This window comes from Granulicella paludicola, from assembly GCF_025685545.1.
GTDB lineage: Bacteria > Acidobacteriota > Terriglobia > Terriglobales > Acidobacteriaceae > Granulicella > Granulicella paludicola.
In genome coordinates, this window is the sequence record NZ_JAGSYC010000024.1 from 375,344 (window position 1) to 393,424 (window position 18,081).

Genomic DNA, 18,081 nt, shown 5'->3' on the forward strand with positions numbered 1-18,081 from the left:
CAATAGCCGATATGGACGGCCTTGCGAAAATTGGGTGACAGCTGGCTTCCAATCAGCTTACGGCCAAGTGTACGCCATCGTACAACTCCCGCAGGCCTTAAGGCAGATCAATTCCTACGGAATGTACCCGACCAGTACGCTTTTAGAACAAGCGACTTGAAGGTTCCTTCGTCCCATCAAACCTCTCCGTTATCCTTACAGCAGCAGCTCTCCACCAGCCGCCGCACCTCGCGCTCTTCTGTCCATCTCCGGCCGCGACCTGCAGGTACCCGCATTCATGCCTGTTTCAAAGATTCGTCTCGATAAACTCCTGGTCGACCGCGCTCTGGTCACCTCGCGCGAACGCGCCCAGGCTCTCATCCTCGCCGGCCGTGTCATGGTCGCCGAACAGAAGATCGACAAACCCGGCGCCTCCGTCCCGGACGATGTCGCGCTCCGCATCCTCGGCGATGACCTCAAATACGTCAGCCGTGGCGGCCTCAAGCTCGAAGGCGCTCTCCGCGACTTCGGCATCGCCGTCGCTGGTCTCGCCTGCGCCGACATCGGCGCCTCCACCGGCGGCTTCACCGACTGCATGTTGCAGCAGGGCGCTACCTCCGTCCTCGCCGTCGACACTGGCTATGGACAGATCGCCCACTCCCTCCGCGTCGATCCCCGCGTCACGCTCCTCGAACGCACCAACGCTCGCCTGCTCACCCCCGGACAGCTTCTCCCTCTCGCACCTTCACCAGTCACCTTCTTTGCAATGGATGTCAGCTTCATCTCCGCGACGCTCGTCATCCCGGCCGTGCTCTCCGCACTCGTTCCTGCGGGCGACCGCTGGCAGGGTGAGGCCGTCATTCTGGTCAAGCCGCAGTTCGAAGCAGGCCGCGAGCACGTCGGCAAAGGCGGCATCGTCCGCGACCCCGCAGCCCATCAGCTCGCGATCAAGCGTATCCAGAACAGCGTCCTCGACAATGGCGGAACCCCCGTCGCCCTCATCGACTCGCCCATCCTCGGCACCGAAGGGAACAAAGAGTTCCTTCTCCACGCAAAGTTCTAGCGGCTACCGCCTTCCGTCCTCCGTCCCCTGACTTACACTGGCTTATATGCGCCTAGCAGCCCTCATCTCCAAGCCCTTGAAACCAGAGATGGAGACCATCCTCCCCGAGCTCACCAGCTGGCTGCTGGCGCACAACTACGACTGCATCCTCGACACCGAGTCCGCCGCTTACCTCAAGACGCCTCACCTCGGCGTCGAGCGCTGCGACCTGCCCAAGCATGCTCCCAACGTCGTCATCTCGCTCGGCGGCGACGGCACGTTGCTCTCCGCTGCCCGCGCCTTCGCCTCGACGGAGACACCCATCCTCGGCGTCAATCTCGGTTCCCTCGGCTTCCTCACCGAAGTCCCTCTCGCCGAACTCTATGACACGCTCGAAGCCTGGGAGCGCAACACCGCCATCGTCGACACCCGCAGCCTCATGCACGCGGGCCTCTTCCGCGACGGCAAGCTCTTCCGCGAGTGGGACGCCCTCAACGACATCGTCATCTCCAAAGGCGCGATCGCCCGCATGGGCGAGTTCGCCGTCGAGCTCGACGGTCAGTTCGTCGCCAGCTTCCGCGCCGACGGTGTCATCGTCGCCACCCCCACCGGCTCCACGGCCTATAACCTCGCAGCCAACGGCCCCATCCTTCTGCCCTCGCTCGATGCCATGGTCCTCACCGCGATCTGTCCGCACCTGCTCACTATCCGCCCCATCGTCTTCCCGGGCGACAGCGAGATCGCCGTTACCGTCGACGTCGTGCCCCACGAGACGTACCTCACCGTTGATGGACAGGAAGCGGTTGAGCTCAACCTCAGCGATCGCATCCAGTGCCGCAAGTCCAACCGCAAAGTGAACCTGGTCCGTCTCCACCCCAACGGCCTCTTCAACGTCCTCCGCAGCAAACTCAGCTGGGGCGAACGCTAAAACTCTCTCCCCTCTCCCCTCCGGCCATCGTGGTAGCGTTGAAGCATCGAAATGTTGCTCCATCACCTTAAATCGGCCACTGTCCTTCTCGCCGCATGCCTGCTCTTCGCAGCTGGGGTCCATGCGCAGACCGTCGTCCAGCCCGGAGCCCCCGGTCAGCCCACCCGCACGCTCTCCGCTGACGCCCACGCCTCCGTTCCGCCCGTCGCCGCCCCGGACGTCGACTTCATGCAGGGCATGATCATGCACCACTCGCAGGCCGTCGCGATGACCGCCCTCATCCCCTCGCACACCACCAACGCCGGCGTCCGCTCCCTCGGCGCCAAGATCAGCAGCTCGCAGTCGGACGAGATGCTCTTCATGAAGCGCTGGCTCGCCGCTCGCGGCAAAGCCACTTCGATGTCCATGCCCGGCATGCCCGACATGGACATGTCCGGCAAGCCCATGGCCCCCATGCCCGGCATGTTGACGCCCGCCCAGATGACCGCTCTCCGCGCAGCCCATGGCGCGCAGTTCGACCACCTCTTTCTCACCGGCATGATCCAGCACCACAACGGCGCGCTCATCATGGTGAAAGACCTCTTCAACTCCCCCGGGGCCGGGCAGGACGCCGACCTCTTCAACTTCGCCACCGACGCCGACAACACCCAGCGCGCCGAGATCAAGATCATGCAGTCCATGCTCGCCAAAGAAAAGAAGTAACAAGGAGACCCATGAACCTCACCCGCAACACGCTCCGACTCTCAGGCCTCGCTCTGGCTCTCCTTACAGCCACCACCACCGTGCGCCTGCACGCGCAAGCCGCCGCTCCCGACCCCAAGGCCGCTGCCAAACCAGCCGCCACCGACGAGCTCGACGAGTTCAAGCCCAAGCCCGCTCCGCCGCTGCCCGCCGGCATGACTGGCTCCAACACCAACGACCCGCGTTACACCCTCAAGCCCGGCCTCTACGACGCAGGCGAGGCCGCCATGGGCGTCAAACACATCGGCTTCCTCAAGAAGGCCGATCCGTTCCGTATGGAGGCCACCTCCGCCGACGATCCCAAGGTGCAGAAGACACTCGTCAACCTCGAGGTTGATGCCTCGAAGATGCCTAAATCGCTGCAGCCCGTCATCGCACAGCTGGCCTATTCAAACTCCGACTTCGCCTTCCAGGGCTCGCATCTCTTTCAGGGCAACTTCTCCGGCATCAGCATCTACGACATCGCCAACCCAGCGAAGGTCAAGTTGCTCACCACGCTCATCTGCCCCGGCGGTCAGGGCGATGTCTCCGTCTACGGCCATCTGCTCTTCATGTCCGTCGAGATGCCGAACGGCCGTATCGATTGCGGCGGTCAGGGCTTCCCCGTGCCTCCACCCGCCGTGCTCGCAGAGGCGTTGAAGAAGCATGTTCCTCCGGCAGAAAAAGACCGCTTCCGCGGCGTTCGCATCTTCGATATCTCCGACGTCGAGCACCCGAAACAGGTAGCCGCGATCCAGACGTGCCGTGGCTCGCACACTCACACCCTCGTCGTCGATCCCAACGATAAGGACAACGTCTACATCTATGTCTCCGGCACCTCGTTCGTTCGCCCCGGCGAAGAACTCGCTGGCTGCTCCGGGGATGCGCCCGACAAGGACCCCAACACCGCGCTCTTCCGCATCGATGTCATCCAGGTCCCGGTGGCCTCTCCGCAGGATGCAAAGATCGTCTCCAATCCGCGCGTCTTCATGGATGCCCGCAGCGGCGCTCTCAACGGTCTGAACAACGGCGGCAACCACGACGATAAGCCCGGCGCGAAGCCAGCCGACACCAACCAGTGCCACGACATCACGGTGTATTCCGCCATCGGCCTCGCCGCAGGCGCGTGCTCCGGCAACGGCATCCTGCTCGATATCAAGGACCCCATCCACCCCAAGCGCGTCGACGCCGTCAACGATCCCAACTACGCCTACTGGCACTCCGCGTCGTTCTCAAATGACGGCTCGAAGGTCGTCTTCACCGACGAGTGGGGCGGGGGACTCGGCGCTCGCTGCCGCCCGAACGATCCCAACAAGTGGGGTGCAGATGCAATCTTCGACCTCAAGGACGACAAGCTCTCGCTCCAGAGCTATTACAAGCTCCCCGCCGCGCAGGGTGACACTGAAAACTGCGTAGCTCACAACGGCTCGCTCATCCCCATCCCCGGCCGCGATATCGAGGTGCAGGCCTGGTATCAGGGCGGCCTGTCGGTCATGGACTTCACCGATCCCTCGCACCCCTACGAGATCGCCTACTTCGACCGCGGCCCCATCAACGCCAAGACCCTTGTTCTCGGTGGCTACTGGTCCGCGTACTGGTACAACGGTCGCATCTACGGTTCGGAGATCGCCCGTGGCCTCGACGTCTTCGAGCTCACGCCGACGAAGTTCCTCACCGAAAACGAGATCGAAGCAGCCAAGGCTGTGCAGGTCGCCGAGCTGAACGTGCAGAACCAGCAGAAGATCGTGTGGCCCTCGAACCTCGTTGTCGCCAAGGCCTACGTTGATCAGCTCGAGCGTTCGCAGGCACTCCCCGCAGATAAGCTTGCTGACCTTCACAAGGCGATCCACAGCGCAGAGTCTTCGCATCTCAACGCTGCGAGCACCGCCAAGCTAAGCGGAATGGCCGACGGGCTCGACAGCAGCGCGGCCTCAGCCAAGCCAGCAGACGCAAAGCGCCTGCACGATCTCGCCGAAATCCTCAAGCACCCCGTCGTTTAGCTGTCACCGAACCGCAACAACAAAGGGTGTCCGCTCAAGCGGACACCCTTTCTACTTTTTTCATTCCTCTGAGCGAAGTCAAAGGGGAATCCGCTTCTGCTTTTGTCTCTTTTCCTCCAGCCACAACCCAGGTACCCCAACGCTTTAGCGTTGGGTCTGACAGGCCGGCCAGGAAATTGGGCTTCAGCCCGGAGGTTCGCTCTCTCCTCCCGGTTTCGCGACCCTACCGCCACCCCAGCGCCGGAGCCACCATCGTCAATATCGACTCCAGCACATGCACGTTGTACTCCACGCCCAGCTGGTTCGGCACGGTTAGCAGCAGCGTGTCGGCCTCGGCAATCGCTTCATCCTCGCGAAGCTGCGCAATCAACTCATCCGGCTCTCCCGTATACCCGCGCCCGAACACAGCCCGCGTCGCTCCATCGATAGACCCGATCTGGTCTTGCTCCTTACCGCCTCGTCCAAAGTACGACCGGTCGAGATCGTTCGTGATCGCAAAAATGCTGCGGCTCACCGAGACCCGCGGCGTCCGCGTGTGTCCAGCCTCATTCCACGCTGCCCGAAACGCGCGAATCTGGTCCGCTTGCTGAATATGGAACGGCTCACCTGTCTCATCGAACTTCAGCGTCGAGCTCTGCAGGTTCATCCCCAGCTTCGCCGCCCACACCGCTGTCGCATTCGATCCCGCTCCCCACCACAGGCGGTCGCGCAGACCCTCGGACGTTGGCTCCAGCCGCAGCAGCCCCGGAGGGTTCGCAAACATCGGTCGCGGGTTCGGCTGGGCAAAGCCTTTGCCGCGCAACAGCTCCAGAAACTCCACAGTGTGCCGACGGCCCATCGCCGCATCATCTTCGCCATCCCTCGGCGTATAGCCGAAGTACTTGTACCCCTCGATCACCTGCTCCGGCGATCCGCGGCTGATGCCCAGCTGCAACCGTCCACCCGAGATCAGGTCAGCCGAACTCGCATCCTCCACCATGTACTGCGGGTTCTCATACCGCATGTCGATCACGCCGGTACCAATCTCAATCGTCTTCGTCCGCGCGCCTATCGCAGCCAGCAGAGGAAACGGCGATGACAGCTGCCGTGCAAAATGATGAACGCGATAGTAGGCTCCATCGACACCCAACCGCTCCGCCTCCACCGCCAGGTCAATCGACTGAAGCAGCACCTCCGACGCCGACCGCGTCCCCGACTGCGGCGAAGGCGTCCAGTGTCCAAACGATAGAAATCCAATCTTCTTCATAACTTCCAAGTTTACAGCTCAGGCTCCCCGACCCCAACCCCGTCATGCTGACCTCGGGCAAAGCCGAGAGGCAACTTCTTTGTTTGTCATTCCCGCAGGGAATCTGCTTTTTGCCCTTGCTTTTTCCCTTTGTCATTCCCGCAGGGAATCTGCTTTTGCTCTTGCCTCTGTTTTGCCTCTGGATAGGTCTGGGCTTCAGCCCAGACCTATCCAGAGGCCGCCGAATCCCAAAACGTTGTCAAGCCCCCCGGCTCCTTCGTCTCCGCGTAAGCCCTAAGAAGCAAAACACTTGCGCCCGAAAAATGAATTGCATGTTCGCAGTCCCCAGCTGCTATTCTTTAAATAGGGGCCGGAAAGGCCTGCCACGGCATAAACCGTGGCAGCCCTTTCTTATTCCCAACCAGGTCCAGACCTAAGTCGCCTCTTAGAAAGACCTCGGGTTTCGAAGTCCAAGCCTAACTCTCCTCGAATGAAGACCTTGACGCCTAAGTACCGGGGGGGGAGGGGGAGTACCTAAAAGAACCTCGAAATCACCTGATTGGTCACCAGCGCCGCGATGTAAGCGAAGCCGCTCATGTACAGAAACTGGATCGCCGGCAGTTTCCAACTATTCGTCTCGCGCCGAACCACCGCAAGCGTCGAAGTACACTGCATCGCGAAGGCGAAGAACACGACTAGCGCAATCGCTCCACCGATCGTCATATCACCGCGCAGTGCAGCCTGAAGCCCAACTGAATGCGTCGCAGGATCAACACCATAAAGCGTTCCCAGCGTTCCCACGATCACCTCGCGGGCAACGATGGAACTGAGCAGACCAATCCCGATCTTCCAGTTGAAGCCAAGCGGTCGAATCACCGGCTCGATGAAGTGCCCCAGATGTCCAATCACACTCGAACTCAGCAGGGAAAACTGTCCTGCATGGATCGGCAGAACACTCAGCACCCACACAGTGAACGTGCAGGCCAGAATGATCGTTCCAGCCTTCTTCAGAAACAGCTTGCCGCGATCATAAAGCCGCAAGGACAGCGACTGCACTGTCGGCCAGCGGTATTGCGGCAGCTCCAGAACGAACGGCGCGGTGCTCGCCTTCATCACCGACGAGTTCATCAGCTTCGCCGTCAGCATCGCAGCAGAGAAGCCCAGCGCATACAGGCTCAACATCACCAGCGCGCGCAGGCCGATCACGCCGCCAAGAAACTTCTGGTTCGGAATAAACGCCGCGATGATTAGCGTATAGATCGGCAACCGCGCCGAGCAGGTCATGAACGGCGCAATCATGATCGTCGCAATCCGCTCGCGCTTGTTCTCGATCGTGCGCGTCGCCATGATCGCGGGAACTGCACACGCGTAAGCACTGAGAAGGGGGATAAACGCCTTACCGTTCAAACCAATGGCGCGCATCACACGGTCAGCGATGAGCGCAGCGCGGGCAAGATAGCCCGAATCTTCAAGGATGCCGATGAACAGGAACAGCAGCAGAATCTGGGGCAGGAACACCAGCACGCTCTGAACGCCGCTCCAAAGGCCATCCAGCAGCAGCGGTCGCAGCCAGTTGTCAGGCAACAACATCGCAACGTGTTGACCGCCTCGCGTCATCAACTCGGTCAGCCAGTCGCTCAGCGGCTGACCAGCCGCAAAGACGACCTGGAACACGCCGATCACAACAGCCAGAAAGAACAGCGGCCCCCAGATGCGATGGAGCAGCACACTGTCCAGCCGACGCGTCCACAGAGCCGCCTGCGGAGCTTCATACTTTGTGCGCGCCGTCACCTGCGTTGCCCAGCTGCGGCAGCTCGCCGCGCTCTGCAGCACAGGCAGCTGCACCGGGCGCGAACCGTCGTCTGGACGATTACCCATGCGAAGCAAAAACTCGGGGATGACATCAAGGCCGGTGCCATTTGCGGCTGAAATCAGGGCTACAGGATGTCCCAGCGCATGCGCCAGCGCCAGCGTATCGATCTTGCCACCGCGCGTCTCCAACTGGTCCGACATATTCAGCAGCACGAGCGTCGGTAGCCCAATCGAAAACACAGGCGCCGCAAGCATCAGCTGGCGGTTCATGTGCGTGGCATCGAGCACCAGCAGTACGCAATCCGGCTTGGGCACGCCCGCCATCTTGCCAGTCAGCACCTCGACGGCAACACGCGCATCCTCGGAATACGTCGCAAGGCTGTAGATGCCGGGCAGATCGATCAGCGTAAGGTCGTTGCGGCCGATCGCCTTCATGCGGCCGGAGTGGTGTTCTACCGTGACGCCGGGATAGTTCGCGACTTTTTGCCGCAAGCCTGTCATCCGGTTGAAAAGCGTGGACTTGCCGCAGTTCGGCGGGCCTACAAGGGCAACCGTGCGCAGAGGCTTCGGCCCGATCTGAACGGGCGCATCATTGTGTGTGAGATCGACAACAGGTGCGTGACAACTGCTCATACTGCGTCTCCCACTTCCGCCACCTGCAGATAAATGTGCTTCGCGGTCTCAAATCGCAATCCGACTTCAACCCCATCCAGGCGGTAGACGCGAGGATCGCCGGCGGGCGCGCTGCGCAAGACCTCTATACGCGTTCCCGGCAGAAAGCCGAGGTGAGCCAGGTAATGGCAAACATCTTCGGGGAGATCGATGCGTTCGACGACGCCTGCGCTTCCCACCTTCGCGTTACTTAGTGCTGTGACGTCCATCTCACCCTATATGCGACCAAGCCAGTCCTTATTACTATACGATAAATGCGACCGTCGCGGGTGCACATCTGAACGCAGACCAACCGCAAACTAATGTTCGTTGCGATGACCACGTTTAGATGTTTGAAGGGGGGTTATGGTGCGCCCGGAAGGAGTCGAACCTCGATCGCCAAGATCACCTGTTTCAAATCCGGCGTGACCCTGGCTCAAATCGAGCGCTCCGGCGTCGGTTGCGAGCGATGCTGACGGAAATACTTGTATTCGCTACTTTCTTTTCATCGTTCCGCAAAGCTGCTCGCTGAGGGATCTAGCTTTGAGGATGCAACAATCGAACTTGCTTTGGAGCACTGCCTTCGTTCGAGCGAGGTTGGATAAATGAAGATTCACGAGCGATGAAAACTTCCTTTTACCTCGGTCGGACGGATGGGCGGGAGCAAGGGATGGAACGGGTCGACTATTGAGCAATCCACTCGCTGTTCTGTCGCCAGCTTGTTTCTATCTCAGGAATACTCAGCAAGCCGTGACCGTCAGGGCATGTCAGATGCGTCCCGTTGCTTTCGAGAAAGTTCCAGGAAGGTCGCCCTACTCGAGATGGAGACGCGAGTGTGCGCAGGCAGTGTCGGCAGCGCGCATCCTGATCAAGGAAGTTCCAGCGCAGACCTAACAAAGCAAGCAGCGTGAATAGCTGAGCTTGCACAATCACCATAGCCAACGCGTGCACAGAATGAAAAGGCTGCGTCAGCGCAAGGCTGAGCTCGTAGGCAATGATCTGTACGAGAACCAACTTCGAGGCGTGAAAGAGCTTCGCTTTCATGAATCGCAGGCCCTCGAACGGGGTGGATGACTCGACCGGTCGCGACGCAAGAGCAAAGCCCACGACGGTGGTGAGTGACGCTTCGATGACGAGGCGTGGCATTTGCGTCGACAGGAATGCAATCGTTAGCTCCACCCTGGAGAACAGCGCGAGCAAAGGAAGCATTGCGATCAGGCTCATGCTCGCAAGCACGGCAAGGCAGAGCACTGCAGTGCCTGTGGTGGCGCGACGCCAACACTCGACGCGCAGCCAGACGGCATCGCTAAGGAGTCCCGGATAAAGATCGATAGCGCCATGAACGCGGTCCGAATAGGGATGACGGCGATGCCACAGTTCGGCGTGCCAGCAACGAAACCAGTCCGCGCGCTCAGAGACGGGGGTGATGTGACTTACGGCGCGCAGCAGTAGGCGGTCAAGGACAGGCAATGGCGTCGGAAGGCTATGGTTCATGCCTGCTTCTCCGGAATGAGACGCGTCAGCAGGGGATAGCGCTCGGAGACTGCCAGAGCTGCGGCTTTTCCGGCGATCGTTATCTGATGATAACGACGGGGCGGTCGGGCGTTCTGCGTGGCCTCGTCCTCCGGTTCCCAGTTCGACTCCACAAGACCGTCGCGCTCCAGCCGCCGCAACGCCGGATAGACCGTTCCACTCGGCAGACCGGACACCTCCATAATCTCGAAGCCGAAGCGATACCCAAGGCTGAGAGCTTTGAGAATAAGGGCGGCGGTATGGGATAGTCGTTGCATTCGGCTATGTAGTATGCTACACCAGTGTAGTTTGCTACATAGGGTGATGGCCATGCTCGAAGTCCGAAATGTCTCCAAGACCTACCGCAGCATTCCTGCGGTCCAGGATGTCAGCTTCACACTCAACCCGGGCGAGGTGCTCGGCTACCTCGGTCCGAATGGCAGCGGTAAATCCACAACGGTGAAGATGGTGACAGGCCTCATTCAGCCATCGCGCGGGAAGATCCTCTTCCGAGGGCAAGACATCCGCGAAGATCTCGCCACGTATAGAACGCAACTCGGATACGTACCCGAGGAGGCGCAGGTCTATACGCATCTCTCCGGGTTGGAGTACCTGCAACTTGTAGGACGGTTGCGGGGTATTCCGGAGCGCTTGCTGGACACAAAAGCGCGTGGACTGCTGGCACTGTTCGGGTTGGAACACGCGCAGTACTCGCAGATGGTGAACTATTCCAAAGGTATGCGCCAGCGAGTACTTCTCTCCGCAGCGATTCTGCACGATCCGCAACTCATCGTCTTCGACGAACCGCTATCTGGACTTGATGCTGTTTCGGCGATTCTTTTCAAAGAGCTGCTCGTTCTGCTCGCAAGAGAAGGGAAGGCGATCCTCTACATTTCGCATGTGCTGGAAGTCGTGGAGCGTGTCTGCGACCGGGTGATCGTTCTGGCAAAAGGTCAGGTTGTGGCCGACGCTGCACCTCGCGAACTGACAAAACTGATGGCTCTTCCTACATTGGAAAGCGTCTTCGCACAACTTGTACAGCAGACCGATACCGAACAGGTCGCACGCGACCTTGTCGACGTGATGAAGGTGCAACATGCGTGACCCCGCCGTGTTCAAGACACTAAGTCGCTACTTTTTCAGCCGCTTTTTTGAGAATGATCTGCTTGAAGCAAACGGAGACACCCTGACCACTGCGGTGCGCGCTCTCGCGATGGCTGCGGCGCCAGGAATGATGATTGCGTTCTTCTTACAAAACCAATATCCGCAGCGCACGATGTGGGGGAGGATCGAGGATCGCTATTTCTTTGTGCTCTATTCGTTCGTGGTGATGGCTGGAGTGGCGATCTTTGAATGGGAGATGCTTTTCCCTGATCGTCTCGACCTGCTGGTGTTGAGCCCCTTGCCTCTGAAGAGGCGGACGATGCTTGCGGCGAAGCTTACTTCGCTTGGCTGCTTCCTTGGAACCTTTCTAATTGCGGCGAACTTCTTCGGTACGTGGATGCTTCCTGCTGTAAGCCATGAGGGGGTTGCCCGACAATTCTTTGCGCACGCTGTAGCGGTCACCGCAGCCGGCGCCTTCGGAGCGCTTCTCGTGATCGCCTCCGGCGGATTACTAATTTGCGTGTTGCCGTCTCCAGTCTTTCGCCTCATCTCTCCTTTCCTGCGCATGTTCGTTGTGGCGATCCTGGGTCTATTGGTAGTTCACTATGTTCGCTTTGGGGATGGACTCGATCAGACCCTTGATGGCCCAACCCGCTGGGCGAACTGCGTGCCAACGTTCTGGTATCTCGGCCTGTATGAACAGTTATTGCACGGCGCTTCTGAGGCTGGTTTTGTAGCGTCTATGGCTGCGCGTGGCCTGTGGGCACTGATGATCACTGTGGTCATTGCTCTCATTACGTATCCTCTGGCGTGGCTCCGCATGAAGCGAATGGCCCTGGAGAATAATGGCGGACCTGGCGGCAAATCTGGCAGCTTCGTTTACGCCCGTCTCGCACAATGGATAAACCTCGGCGGTCGGCGTGCGGTTCTTCCCTTCATCGGACAAACGATCATGCGCAATAGCCGCTACCAGGTCTATCTCGCGATGTATTGCGGGATCGGGCTGGCATTTGCGGTCGCCTGTGCTTTCACCTTGCAGCCTTCGCTGAGTGGACCACGCCTTGCGCTGTCGACACTTGGCACGCACGCTGTCGTGCCGCTACTCGTCTTCTGGACAATCGCTGGCTTGCGCATCGCTTTTGCTTTACCCGTGAGTCTGTCCGCACGCTGGATTTTCCGGGTCACCGGTTCGAACCGGGAGGCTTGCATTGACGCGGGCCGACTCTGGACGCTCGCCTGTGCGCTCGCTGTTCTGACCCTGGTGCTGGTAGTTCTTGGTTGTCTCGGAACTCCTGCGCGAGTCCTGCTCGTCCAGGCTCTATGCGGGATGACTGTCAGCGTCCTGATAGTGGAGACGCTATTATTTGCAGATCGGGGTATCCCCTTCGCACAGCCACGCGCTCCTGGGAAAACAAGCTTGCCACTCTTGTTGACACTTTTTATTGGTGTGCTGCCTGTGTTCGTTGTGGGTATGGAGCGTTTGTCCTTGTGGCTGGAGCGCAAACCATGGTGGCTTGTTGCAGGCTTGCTCTTGATCCCGATCATGCGGCGAGGAGCAGGATCGTTGCGGAGGCAGTCGCAGCCAGAACTCCAGGACGGAGACGAGGTTGAAGGCGAGTTTCAGTTGTTAGGGCTGGGGTCTGATTAGTGGACTCTGCGCTCCTCGAAGTTGACATCCCTCATCCAGCCTCTTGAGACTAATGCTGGGGAGCGCAACGGTGCCAACGCCTTCGAATTCGGTCGAGGTGAATATCTCAGCGGAGCCGCGTCGCTTTGCGCTTTCGCTTCTTCGGCAGGTTCTGGCCAGTGTGAACGTTCCAGACGCGATGCGCTCGGTCTTCCGGGTCGAGGGTAGTTACCTTCTCGTGGGCGACCGACAGATGGAGCTTCGTCACTTCAAACAGATATTCATTGCGGCTATCGGAAAAGCTGCCGTGCCCATGGCAGATCACGTCCTTGCATCGTTACGTCTCATCCTGCCGGTTCGAGGAGTGGTGGTCGGCGTGGGATCCTGGCAAGGCGCGACAGGCGTGCAGTATCTCAAAGGAAGTCATCCGGTCCCGGATGCGCAATCCTTCGATGCCGCCAGAGCCCTATTAGACCTATTGAGTACGTCCAACAGTGAGACACTGGTCGTCTTCCTCATCAGTGGTGGAGCATCCGCGATGGCGGAAGCGCCTCTCAGCCCGATCATTTCTTCAGAAGAGCTTTCCGCGTTTTACCTCAGGCTGTTGCATTCGGGTCTATCCATAGAAAAGCTGAACACGGTGCGAAAACACTTTTCCGCGATCAAAGGTGGGCGGCTGGCGACGGCTTGCGGCTATGCCACACGCTGCACGGTGCTGCTCTCCGACGTTCCACCAGGAAAATTGGACGTAGTAGGATCTGGACTGTCTCTCCCCGATGTCAGTACTGTGGCCGAGTGCCGTCGGATCATCACAGAAACGCCATCACTTTTGCCGTTATCGCCAGGCGTGCAGGCTTTCTTCGACATGATGCCGGAAACGCCAAAGGTCTTACCCGAAGGCATCGAACCATCGATATGTTGTGCTGCGCTCACAAGCGACTCGCTAATACAAGCTGCAGCACAGATCGTGCGGGATGCAGGCTACCGTGTTGTGATCGATAACACCTGCGATGACTGGGATTATCGTGATGCGGCGAACTACCTCTACCAACGTGCCGTCGCTGAAGCGGAGGTTGGTACCCCGGTATGTATCCTCTCCGCCGGGGAGGTCACTGTTGCCGTTACTGGTGAAGCTGGCATTGGAGGTCGCAACCAGCAATGGTCACTCGAGCTGGCACGGTACCTCGACGGGAAAGAAGGTTTCGTAGCCCTAAGCGCTGGCTCGGATGGCGTGGATGGCAACAGCCCTGCTGCCGGTGCGGTTGTAGATGGCTCTACGTGGAGTCGCGTTGCCGAACTGGGCCTTAGCGGCCTGGAGGCACTAGAGGCATTTAACGCCTACCCTCTGTTCGAGAGTCTGGGAGATGCGATCGTTTGCGGACCGACCGGTAACAACTTGCGTGATCTGCGAGTCATCCTCGTCAATTGAATCTTTAAAGCTTGGTGCGACCGTCAACGATGAGCTAGGCGTTGTTTTGTGGTTATCAGCGCTACAAGGCGACCGGTTTGTAGATATTTTCTTGCAGTGGTGATTTGATTTTCAAGACGCTGAGCAGTGTTGGTGCGAAATTGCCTAGTCGCTCCTCTACAACCGCGGAGCCTTCACGCGACACTCCGGAAGTTGTCGGATTTTCCGGTGACTTCGCCCGAACCCTCCGGTAACGCCGGCGGTCTCAACGGGTCGACGCAACACTACCTGATTTGGAGGTGGTGTTGACGAGACAGGGGATAAGATAAGGTCTAACTGCGGAGCAGAAGGCCGATACATGGCAGCGTTGGAAGGTGGGCGATTCGTTGTATGAGATTGGCCGCGCTTCGGCAAGGATCATGGCCCGATGCAGTTCCTGTTAGCGCAGCACGGCGGGATCGCTCCGGCAGTCCGTCCCTGGAAGTTGGCCCAGCGGCCCAAGACCTGCCTGTTTGCCAAGCACAGGAAGCTCCAGATGGGGGGCGGTTGGATTAAGTCTTTCCAAGCGATCTCACGGGGATGCGAAGAGCGGCGGCTCCGGTATATCGGATGACCTCGTCACTGAGGTAAGCATCCACTGATACAGGTCTGCGATCGGGCAACTGGAACTTCACTATGTGCAGAGGGAGCCGACGAGTGTGCCGAGTCAGATTGATGAGCTCCCGGATCTCCTTTGAGTTGCTTTTCACTAGCTCAGTGGTAGGCTCCGCCCCATGCTTATGATTTACCAGCGTGACCACAATCTCGGCATATTCATTGAGCCTGAGCGGACAAGTACAAATGAACTCCCTTCCAGGACACTCACGGCATTCTGTAGCTTCGCCGGGAGATTGTCAGGGTCTTCGAGGCTCCCTTCGGATACACGGAGTCCAGCCAAATGCTTCTGAATCCAAGGAGGCTTGTCGCTGGCGCCCCTAATCTCGCACGCTTGCCCAGCGTAATTTATTTCGATGCACCAAAATTATAGGATTTGTAGCTCAGGGTGGACGACGAAATTACAGGATCGCAGAGATTATCGGTCGTTTTCGCGCTTGACCACGCTTGATCGCTTTCTGTATGGTTCACACGAAAGCTCCATACGAAGCAGATCGAGGACATATTATTGTGCGGATGAATGAATTCACGCCGATAGAATTCAGCAAGTTTTCAGCGTGGGCTGGAAGCTCTTCTATCTGGTGGAAGCTCAGCGTCACGCTTATGGCAGCCATGCTCACGGGAGTTTCCTCCGAGGCTCAGCAGGATGGGGGTTGGACGACGAGTTGGGGTGCCGCCCAAATGCAACCTTACGGAACAGAACTTCTGCCTGACGGTGCGCTTGAAGGCGCAACCTTGCGGCAGATTGTTCATCTTTCCGTCGGAGGAACAAAGCTGCGACTGCATCTTTCGAATGCTTTCGGTCAGGAGCCCTTGCAGTTGCAGACTCTGCACGTGTCCCTGCCGGAGGGTAGTGAAGGTGCAGGCCCGATCACGACCTCGGTGGATTATGCGGTAACGTTCGCTGGAAAAGCGGAGGTGTCGGTGCCGGCGGGAGCAGAGTACTGGTCCGATCCTGTTCCTATGCCATTGGCCCCTCAAGCCGATCTCGTCGTCACCGTATTTGTGACACACGCGCCTGCCATCCTGACTCTACACGCGGGAGCACGGGCAACGTCGTTTTACGTGAAGGGCCAGCATGTGTCTGATGAACACTTGGATTCGCCACAGACATGTACGCGCTGGTATTTTCTGGCTGGCGTGGAGACCTCTCAGGCAGGTGGCATGGCTACGTCCGTCGTAACTTTTGGAGACTCCATTACCGATGGACACGGATCGACTACGGATGGTAATGATCGTTGGCCCGATGTGCTTGCAAGGAGGATGTCTTCAAGCGAGCCAACGCGCGGCATGGGCGTCGTGAATGAAGGTATCGGCGGGAATCACATTCTCACGGACGGGCTGGGTCCCAACGCGCTGGCACGGTTTGATCGCGATGTGCTGTCAGTCACGGGTGCTCGCACCTTGATTGTGATGGAAGGCATCAATGATCTGGGCGGCCTCGATCGTGTGGTGGCGCATAAGCAGGTGGCTCACGACGCGCTGGTCTCCGAGCTGATGGCAGCATTTGGCCAGATGGTGACGAGAGCTCACGCGCACGGTATCAGGGTACTGGGAGCAACGCTGACGCCTTACGTCGGGTCCGACTACTACCATCCGAGCGAGATGTCTGAAGCGGATCGCGTGAAGCTGAACGATTGGATTCGCCATTCTGGAACGTTCGATGGTGTGGTGGATTTTGATGAGGTACTGCGTGACCCGGCCCATCCCAGCCTCATGTTACCGGCATATGACTCGGGCGATCATCTTCACCCGGGACCCGCTGGATATAAGCGTATGGGCGAGACTGTGCCGTTAGCCGCTCTCCCGTAACGAGCAGCGAATTCCTGCTGCATATGGGGAAAGAAATGGGGTTAAATATGTTTCTTGGAATTGACTGCGGGACGCAGGGAACCAAGGCGCTGTTGTTGGGTTCCGATGGAACAGTCATGGGCGGAGGTTATGCGCGCCATCAGCTGATCGAGCGACCCAGTGGAGCTCGCGAGCAAGACCCGCAATGGTGGGTTGACGCGTTGCGCGTTTCGGTAAAACAGGCGATGAGTACGTGGGATGGCCTCTCTGCGGTTCAGGCGATTGGTGTCAGTGGGCAACAGCACGGTCTAGTGGTGCTGGATGAGGACATGAGAGTGATTCGTCCTGCAAAGCTGTGGAACGACACCGAGACTGCGCCTCAGAACAGCGAAATCATCAAGCGGCTGGGTGGCCGGGACACGTTCCTCGAGCGCTTCGGGATCATTCCCATGACTGGCTACACCGTCTCGAAGCTCCTGTGGATGGCTGAAAACGAGCCCGCGAATTTTGCGCGCATCCGTCACATTTTATTGCCACACGAGTATCTGAATTTCTGGCTGACAGGTGAGCTGAAGGCTGAGCCTGGCGATGCTTCTGGAACGGGTTTCTTTGATGTGAGAACCCGGACGTGGTGCAAGGACGTGCTCGATGCAATCGACGGTGGGATAGGCCAGCTCTACCGTGCGCTACCGACCCTCGTGAACTCGGATGAGTTCGTCGGTAGCTTGCGCACCGAAGTAGCGGAAGAGCTGGGACTGACTTCGGCTTGCAAGGTCTCGGCCGGAGGCGGGGACAACATGATGGGTGCAATCGGCACAGGCAATGTGCGACAAGGAGTGGTCACTTTGTCGCTCGGCACGTCTTCGACTGTCTACTCTTACAGCGACCTTCCGGCGCACGATCCGGCTGGCAGCGTGGCGCCCTTCTGTTCGTCCTCCGGAGGGTGGCTTCCTTTGGTCTGCACTATGAACGCGACCAACGTCGTTACCGGAACGGTCGAGCTGCTTGGACGAACCGTAGCTGATATTGAAGAGGCACTCGAAACAACGGAGCCCGGCGCGGATGGCCTCGTCCTGCTCCCGTTCCTCAATGGAGAAAGAACCCCAGACCTGCCGACAGCGCGCGGATCGCTGCATGGTCTTTCGGCGACTAATTTCGCTCCTGTTTATCTCATTCGAGCGGCCGTGGAAGGAGTGAGCTTCGGGATTTTGAACGGCCTTGATCTAGTTTTGGAGGGAAAGAGGCCAAGGGTGATTCAGGTAATCGGTGGAGGGGCTCGGTCGCGTGCATGGCGACAGCTGCTGGCCGATGCCACTGGGGTGACAATTCAGGTGCCTCAGGAAGAGGAGGCAGGCTGTCTGGGCGCTGCCATGCAGGCTATGGTTGCACAAAGCATTGCGGATGGACATCCGAAGGATTTCGGTTCAATTGCCGATGCGATTGTGCGCGTACGGCCGAAGGATAGCTGCGAACCCAGGCCGCAGCTGCGCGCTAAATATGACGCAGCCCGTGCCGTGTATCAGGGGTGGCTTAATCGCATGTATCCCGCTTTGACTGAGGCTAGACAAAGTCTTGAGACCGGTAAAGGTCCACTTACGCCAGCGCGGGCCTGCAATGAGTGAGCCCGT

The 18,081-nt window shown here is 58.9% G+C and carries 14 protein-coding genes; 9 read left to right on the plus strand and 5 right to left on the minus strand.

The annotated features are described in order from the left end of the window. The first annotated feature begins 277 nt into the window (after positions 1-277). The 4 genes from OHL14_RS10895 to OHL14_RS10910 are packed head-to-tail and all read left to right on the plus strand — an operon-like array spanning position 278 to position 4,669. Complete coding sequence (locus OHL14_RS10895; protein ID WP_263379374.1) at positions 278-1,042, plus strand: TlyA family RNA methyltransferase; 765 nt, start codon at positions 278-280, stop codon at positions 1,040-1,042. 46 nt (positions 1,043-1,088) lie between these two features. After that, a complete protein-coding gene (locus tag OHL14_RS10900) occupies positions 1,089-1,949 on the plus strand; it encodes an NAD(+)/NADH kinase (protein WP_263379375.1) in 861 nt (286 codons plus the stop codon). A 51-nt stretch (positions 1,950-2,000) separates the two neighbouring features. Continuing rightward, positions 2,001-2,651, plus strand: a complete 651-nt coding sequence (locus OHL14_RS10905; protein WP_263379376.1) for a DUF305 domain-containing protein — start codon at positions 2,001-2,003, stop codon at positions 2,649-2,651. 11 nt (positions 2,652-2,662) lie between these two features. Continuing rightward, complete coding sequence (locus OHL14_RS10910; protein ID WP_263379377.1) at positions 2,663-4,669, plus strand: LVIVD repeat-containing protein; 2,007 nt, start codon at positions 2,663-2,665, stop codon at positions 4,667-4,669. 223 nt (positions 4,670-4,892) lie between these two features. Here the strand turns inward: OHL14_RS10910 and OHL14_RS10915 are convergent, their stop codons facing one another. The 5 genes from OHL14_RS10915 to OHL14_RS10935 all read right to left on the minus strand — a co-directional run bounded on the left by OHL14_RS10915 (position 4,893) and on the right by OHL14_RS10935 (position 10,147). Beyond that, positions 4,893-5,915, minus strand: coding sequence for an LLM class flavin-dependent oxidoreductase (locus tag OHL14_RS10915; RefSeq protein ID WP_263379378.1), 1,023 nt, complete (start codon positions 5,913-5,915; stop codon positions 4,893-4,895). Between the two features lie 513 nt (positions 5,916-6,428). Continuing rightward, entirely contained in the window at positions 6,429-8,339 is a 1,911-nt protein-coding gene (gene feoB / locus OHL14_RS10920; RefSeq protein ID WP_263379379.1) for a ferrous iron transport protein B, read from the minus strand. Further along, entirely contained in the window at positions 8,336-8,587 is a 252-nt protein-coding gene (locus tag OHL14_RS10925; protein ID WP_263379380.1) for a FeoA family protein, read from the minus strand. Before OHL14_RS10925 ends, feoB begins: the two co-directional genes overlap by 4 nt. A 454-nt stretch (positions 8,588-9,041) precedes the next feature. Further along, positions 9,042-9,851 (minus strand): hypothetical protein, encoded by an 810-nt coding sequence (locus tag OHL14_RS10930; protein ID WP_263379381.1) that lies wholly within the window; start codon positions 9,849-9,851, stop codon positions 9,042-9,044. Next, the gene (locus tag OHL14_RS10935; RefSeq protein WP_263379382.1) at positions 9,848-10,147 is read right to left on the minus strand and encodes a PadR family transcriptional regulator; all 300 of its coding nucleotides are present in this window, start codon (positions 10,145-10,147) and stop codon (positions 9,848-9,850) included. Before OHL14_RS10935 ends, OHL14_RS10930 begins: the two co-directional genes overlap by 4 nt. A 52-nt stretch (positions 10,148-10,199) precedes the next feature. Here OHL14_RS10935 and OHL14_RS10940 point away from each other — a divergent pair, with 52 nt between their 5' ends. The 5 genes from OHL14_RS10940 (at position 10,200) to xylB (ending at position 18,075) form a co-directional block, all read left to right on the plus strand. Then, positions 10,200-10,973, plus strand: coding sequence for an ABC transporter ATP-binding protein (locus tag OHL14_RS10940; RefSeq protein ID WP_263379383.1), 774 nt, complete (start codon positions 10,200-10,202; stop codon positions 10,971-10,973). Beyond that, positions 10,966-12,621 (plus strand): hypothetical protein, encoded by a 1,656-nt coding sequence (locus OHL14_RS10945; RefSeq protein ID WP_263379384.1) that lies wholly within the window; start codon positions 10,966-10,968, stop codon positions 12,619-12,621. Before OHL14_RS10940 ends, OHL14_RS10945 begins: the two co-directional genes overlap by 8 nt. Positions 12,622-12,691: 70 nt before the next feature. Next, the gene (locus OHL14_RS10950) at positions 12,692-14,029 is read left to right on the plus strand and encodes a glycerate kinase type-2 family protein (RefSeq protein ID WP_263379385.1); all 1,338 of its coding nucleotides are present in this window, start codon (positions 12,692-12,694) and stop codon (positions 14,027-14,029) included. A gap of 1,149 nt (positions 14,030-15,178) precedes the next feature. Then, positions 15,179-16,474: an SGNH/GDSL hydrolase family protein gene (locus tag OHL14_RS10955; RefSeq protein ID WP_263379386.1), complete on the plus strand. Its 1,296-nt coding sequence runs from the start codon at positions 15,179-15,181 to the stop codon at positions 16,472-16,474. A 47-nt stretch (positions 16,475-16,521) separates the two neighbouring features. Beyond that, the gene (gene xylB / locus OHL14_RS10960) at positions 16,522-18,075 is read left to right on the plus strand and encodes a xylulokinase (RefSeq protein ID WP_263379387.1); all 1,554 of its coding nucleotides are present in this window, start codon (positions 16,522-16,524) and stop codon (positions 18,073-18,075) included. The last annotated feature ends 6 nt before the right edge of the window (positions 18,076-18,081 follow it).